Raw genomic sequence first — 5,302 nt, 5'->3', positions numbered from 1 at the left:
ATCAGCAGGCTGAACACCGGCGAGTGCTCCAGCCAGTCACCCGGTCGACGCGCCTCCTGGCGTTGACCGTTGTACGGCGATCCGCGGCCGATCAGCGGTTTGAGCTCGATGCCGATGTCCTCCGCCGTCCGCGAACTGCCCTCGCGCGGAGCGATGAACCACGCCATCGCGACGCCGACGACGTACACGATCAGCGTCGCGACGATCGCCTGCCAAGTGAAGATCGTGTCGCTGAGGGGGATCAGTCCACTGGCGTGACCGGCCGCCTTGATCACCTCCTGCACCGGCGGCGGGCTGCTGCTCGCGCTCGCCACCTGCAACGCGGCCGAGCCCGACAACCCCTGCGCCCACACGGTTCCGAGGCCGAGGAACGCCATCGCGCCGAGCGCGCGGTAGTCGGCCTTCGGTACGTTCCGCGCCACCTCACGCGCGAGGATCGCGGCGAAGATCAGGCTGAAGGCCCAGTTCAGGTACGACGCCAGCATCGCGACCGCGGCGACGAACGCGACGGCGCTCCGCGGGCTCTTCGGGATCCGCGCGAGCCGGGTGATCAACCGGGCGACCGGGCCGCTGGTGGCGACGGCGTACCCGCCGATGATGATCATCGCCATCTGCAGGGTGAATGTGATCAGCGACCAGAAACCGATGCCCCAGGCATCGACCAGGCCGAAGCCCTTGGTCGCGGCCGGGTCGTCGGGGCGCTTCAGCAGCGGCTCACCGGTGACCAGGCCGAACAGCAGCACCACGAACGTGCCGACCAGGACGAACCCGAAGGCGTCCGGCAGCCACTTCTCGGTGAAGGCGGTGAACCGCAGGGCCAGCCGGGCGAGCACGCCCTCGGCCTCGACCTCGGCTCGGGCGTGCTTCCCATGAGTGTCGGTCATTACCCTCCGCTCCCGGGCTACGACGCTGGGTGTCATTCGATTAACGCAGCTCGGCGCCTGACGTAACAGGTTTCCGGGCGCGCCGCGGCCCGAAGGTGACAAAGGCCGGGTTTGTCAAGAGTTGTCCACAGGCATCGGGTCTGCTTACAGTGGCTGCGCGATGTATCGAACCGATACATCAGGTCATGACAAACTAGACCGTGGGAGGTGAGTCATGGGAAACCGCAGTGGGGTCCTGGAGCTCGCCGTACTCGGTCTGCTGCACGAAGCGCCGATGCACGGTTACGAGCTCCGCAAGCGCGTCAACGCCCAGTTCGGCTGGGGACGCGTACTGTCGTTCGGTTCGCTCTACCCGTGCCTGAAGGCGATGCTTCGCAACGGGCTGATCACGGCCGACCCCGGGACGCCGGAGTCGGGGCGCCGGCCCAAGATCGTCTACACGATCACCGCCGACGGCAAGGACTACTTCGCGCACGCGATGCACGAAGCCGGTCCGTCGGCCTGGGAGGACGACACCTTCGGCGTCCGCTTCTCGTTCTTCGGCCGGACCGATCCGGCCACCCGGTTGCGCATCCTCGAGGGCCGCAGGGCCCGGATGGAGGAGCGGCTGGCCAACTTCCGGGCGGCGATGAGCCGGACGGCGGAGCGGGTCGACGCCTACACCCTCGAGCTGCAACGGCACGGCCTGGAGTCGGCCGAGCGCGAGGTCCGCTGGCTGAACGAGTTGATCGACGGCGAGCGGCGCCAACAGCGGCCCCCTGACCAGCACCATCCGCCTACCCAAGGAGATTCCAGATGACCTCGATCCGAGTGGCGATCGTCGGCGTCGGCAACTGCGCAAGCTCGCTCGTCCAGGGCGTGCACTACTACCGCGACGCCAAGCCCGAGGAGCGTGTCCCGGGTCTGATGCATGTCGTGTTCGGCGAGTACCACGTGCGCGACGTCGAGTTCGTCGCGGCGTTCGACGTCGACGGCAAGAAGGTCGGCCTGGACCTCGCCGACGCGATCGGCGCCAGCGAGAACAACACGATCAAGATCTGCGACGTACCGCCGACCGGCGTCACCGTCCAGCGCGGTCACACCCTCGACGGCCTCGGCAAGTACTACCGGGAGACCATCACCGAGTCCGACGCCGCACCCGTGGACGTGGTGGCGACGCTGCGCGAGGCGCAGGTCGACGTACTGGTCTGCTACCTGCCCGTCGGTTCGGAGCAGGCGGCCAAGTTCTACGCGCAGTGCGCGATCGACGCGGGCGTCGCGTTCGTGAACGCGCTGCCGGTGTTCATCGCCGGCACCAAGGAGTGGGCGGACAAGTTCACCGCGGCCGGCCTGCCGATCGTCGGCGACGACATCAAGTCGCAGATCGGCGCCACCATCACGCACCGCGTGCTGACCAAGCTGTTCGAGGACCGCGGCGTGACCGTGGACCGCACGTACCAGCTGAACGTCGGCGGCAACATGGACTTCAAGAACATGCTCGAGCGTGAGCGCCTGGAGTCCAAGAAGATCTCCAAGACCCAGTCCGTCACTTCGCAGCTGCGCGAGGAGATCGAGGACCGCAACGTCCACATCGGCCCGTCCGACTACGTGGCCTGGCTGGACGACCGCAAGTGGGCCTTCATCCGGCTCGAGGGCCGCAACTTCGGCGACGTACCGCTGTCGCTGGAGTACAAGCTCGAGGTCTGGGACTCGCCGAACTCGGCCGGCATCATCATCGACGCGATCCGCGCCGCGAAGATCGCCAAGGACCGGGGCATCGGCGGCCCGATCCTGTCCGCGTCGTCGTACTTCATGAAGTCGCCGCCGGAGCAGTACGCCGACGACGTCTGCCGCGACCTCGTCGAGAAGTTCATCCGCGGCGAGGTCGAGCGCTGACCCTGCGGTACCGGCACGCCGCCCCAGCACCCGGGGCGGCGTGCCATCATGTCGCCGGATGACCGAGATCCGTGAGTACCGCGACACCGACTCCCCCAGCTGGCTGCGCTGCCGCCTCCTGAGCTTCTTCGACACCGAGTACTTCGACGACATCGTCCTCGAACGCCCCACCTTCGCGAACCCCGCCCACCGCCTCGTGGCCGTCGACAACGACACGGTCGTCGGCCTGATGGACGTGGAGCTCTTCCCGGACCGAGCGACGATCGCCGTACTCGCCATCCACCCCGACCACCAGCGTCAGGGTTTGGCGACGCGCCTTCTGCAGGCTGTCCTGCCGCGGCTCGAATCCGACCTACTGGACGCCTGGACGCGTGGGGATTTGGCTGCGAACGACTGGTACCAGCGGTCCGGGTTCCGCGAGGAGTTCCGGTATCTGCATGTCTACAAGACGTGGCAGGACGACGCCGGATTCGCTCCGCCGGAGGGTGTGGACAGAGTGGTGACCGCCTTCATGCACGCTCCGATCTCGGCTGAGGTCGCGATGCGGGAGCGGTTCGGGCGGGTGCATGTGTGTCGGCAGTACGTGCGAAAGTTGTAGGCATGCTGTACGTCGGTTGCGCGCAGTGGACGCACGCCGCATGGCCGCAGCCGTCGCGGGACAAACTGCGGTCGTACGCGTCCTGGTGCAACGCGGTCGAGAGCAACACGACCTTCTACGCGACACCGTCCCGCTCAACCGTTGAGAACTGGGCCGCGCAGACGCCGCCCGACTTCCGGTTCGTGGTGAAGCTGCCGCAGGTCATCACGCACGAACGCCGGCTCACCAACACCGAGACCGAGCTCCGCGCCTTCCTGCACGCGATCGAACCGCTCGGCCCGCGCAACCACGCAGTCTGGATCCAGCTGCCGGCCGCGTTCTCGCCCACCGATCTCGGCACGCTCGCCGCGTTCCTGCACAGCGCCCCCAGAGAACACCGGTACGCCGTGGAGGTCCGGCACCGCTCGTTCTTCGATGATCCTCAGGCCGCTGCGAATCTCGAACGCGTACTGGCGCGCGCTCAGGCCGAATGGATCCCGTTCGACACCGGAACGCTGTTCTCCCGCCGCCCGACCAGCTTCGCCGAACGCGACGCGTGGATGAAGAAGCCCCGGGTCGCCCGCCGCACCCGCGCGCTGACCGGCTGCCCGATCGTCCGCTACATCGGCCGCGACTCCGTCGCGGAGACCGTCGACGGCTGGGCGTACCTCGTCGACCTGGTGGTGACCTGGCTCTCCGAGGGCCGCTCGCCGACGATCTTCCTGCACACCCCGGACAACGCCGAGGCCCTGAACCTCGCCCGCCGCTTCCACGCCGCCGTCGCCGCGGCCGTCCCCACGCTCGCCCCGCTCCCGGAACCCGCCGAGATCGAGCCGCCCACCCTGTTCTAGTTATCCACAGCTCCAAAAGTCCCCCGTGGAAACGGCGTCGAACTCCGTATGTTCTCCGCCGACTTCACCACTCGGGAGGACAACCATGGAGCACTCGACCCATCCCACCACCGGCACCGACGCCCGCGCCGAGCGGCTGGCGCGCAACGACTGGCTGATCACCGAGCTCAGCCGCCTCGCGGCAACCGTCGACGATCCCCACGAGCAGACCCGCTACCGCCGCGCCGCCGACTCCCTCGCCCGGTACGCACTCGCGATGCGCCCGTGAGTACGCCGGAATCGGTCGGCGACCTGCTGGCCGCCAGCGGCGAGACCGCTCGGGTGCTCGCCGGCGCCGACCAGTCCGCGTGGAACGGATACGTCGTCTCCACCGACAGCGCGATCCTCGGCCTCGCCCACTGGGACGGCACGCTGTATCTGGATCGCGAGGCAATCCTCGACCCACTCCAGCACCTGTACGAGCACGCCGGCGAGTACCGCCCACCGCCGACCCTGCTCGCCTACCGGGAATCGCTGGCGACCATCCTCCACGAACACGCACACTTCCTCGGCCCCGCCGGCGCCACCCAGGAAGCCGCCCGCGAAGGCTTCCTGAAACCCGGCAGTCGCGAGCTGGAAGAGGGCGTGACCGAGGCCTGGGCGCAGGACCATCTAGACGACTACATCAACGCCCTGGGCATCGACAAGGTTGCCCCCGGCATCAACTCCGTCCGCTGCGGCGGCTACTACCCGGCCTTCGTCCCTGCCGTCCGCGACCTGACCGCAGATCTCGACACCCGCACCGACCAACCCTCCGGCCACACCCTCCAGTCCCTCAACCGCCAAACCGCCGCCGGCCAGTTCCCCATGCTGGTCGACCTCCTCTACAACTCCACGCGCCTTCCCGCCCTGGAGCCTCCAGGCTCCCCCACCCACCCCCGCCTCGAATCCATCCTCCGCACCGCCTTCTCCCACCTCGACGCCTACGAGCTCACGTCCCCCGACCTGGCCACCGCCGAGTCCCGCCTGACCGCGGCAAACCTCCTCACCCACCTCACCCAAGAAATCCTCTCCGCCGAATCCGCCTACGCCGTCCCCCGAGCCCGCACCCCCATCCACACAGCGCTCTCAGGCCT

At 68.2% G+C, this 5,302-nt stretch carries 7 protein-coding genes; 6 read left to right on the top strand and 1 reads right to left on the bottom strand.

What is annotated here, in order from left to right; genetic code table 11:
* On the bottom strand, positions 1-884 hold an 884-nt coding region (locus VFF46_RS32515), incomplete at its 3' end, for a TIGR00366 family protein (protein ID WP_325041068.1).
* Positions 885-1,098: 214 nt separating this feature from the next.
* Between VFF46_RS32515 and VFF46_RS32510 the strand changes: the two genes are divergently transcribed.
* The 6 genes from VFF46_RS32510 to VFF46_RS32485 form a co-directional block, all read left to right on the top strand.
* Positions 1,099-1,683 (top strand): PadR family transcriptional regulator, encoded by a 585-nt coding sequence (locus tag VFF46_RS32510; protein ID WP_131284360.1) that lies wholly within the window; start codon positions 1,099-1,101, stop codon positions 1,681-1,683.
* The gene (locus tag VFF46_RS32505) at positions 1,680-2,759 is read left to right on the top strand and encodes an inositol-3-phosphate synthase (RefSeq protein WP_325041067.1); all 1,080 of its coding nucleotides are present in this window, start codon (positions 1,680-1,682) and stop codon (positions 2,757-2,759) included. Before VFF46_RS32510 ends, VFF46_RS32505 begins: the two co-directional genes overlap by 4 nt.
* 58 nt (positions 2,760-2,817) lie before the next feature.
* On the top strand, positions 2,818-3,357 hold the full coding sequence (locus tag VFF46_RS32500) for a GNAT family N-acetyltransferase (protein WP_325041066.1): 540 nt from the start codon (positions 2,818-2,820) through the stop codon (positions 3,355-3,357).
* 2 nt (positions 3,358-3,359) lie between these two features.
* The gene (locus VFF46_RS32495; protein WP_325041065.1) at positions 3,360-4,187 is read left to right on the top strand and encodes a DUF72 domain-containing protein; all 828 of its coding nucleotides are present in this window, start codon (positions 3,360-3,362) and stop codon (positions 4,185-4,187) included.
* Positions 4,188-4,272: 85 nt separating this feature from the next.
* Positions 4,273-4,455 (top strand): hypothetical protein, encoded by a 183-nt coding sequence (locus tag VFF46_RS32490; protein WP_325041064.1) that lies wholly within the window; start codon positions 4,273-4,275, stop codon positions 4,453-4,455.
* A partial coding sequence (locus VFF46_RS32485; protein ID WP_325041063.1) for a hypothetical protein occupies positions 4,452-5,302 on the top strand: 851 nt, incomplete at its 3' end. The genes VFF46_RS32490 and VFF46_RS32485, both read left to right, overlap by 4 nt.

Origin of the sequence: Kribbella sp., from assembly GCF_035655035.1 — a bacterium.
GTDB lineage: Bacteria > Actinomycetota > Actinomycetes > Propionibacteriales > Kribbellaceae > Kribbella.
The sequence above is the reverse complement of the archived record's forward strand: the minus strand, read 5'-3'. Positions and strand labels throughout refer to the sequence as shown.

Bases quoted from the DNA above. Each gene is read 5' to 3' on its own strand.
- VFF46_RS32495 (WP_325041065.1), top strand. From the start codon at position 3,360: ATGCTGTACGTCGGTTGCGCGCAGTGGACGCACGCCGCATGGCCGCAG.
- VFF46_RS32505 (WP_325041067.1), top strand. From the start codon at position 1,680: ATGACCTCGATCCGAGTGGCGATCGTCGGCGTCGGCAACTGCGCAAGC.
- VFF46_RS32510 (WP_131284360.1), top strand. From the start codon at position 1,099: ATGGGAAACCGCAGTGGGGTCCTGGAGCTCGCCGTACTCGGTCTGCTG.
- VFF46_RS32490 (WP_325041064.1), top strand. From the start codon at position 4,273: ATGGAGCACTCGACCCATCCCACCACCGGCACCGACGCCCGCGCCGAG.
- VFF46_RS32500 (WP_325041066.1), top strand. From the start codon at position 2,818: ATGACCGAGATCCGTGAGTACCGCGACACCGACTCCCCCAGCTGGCTG.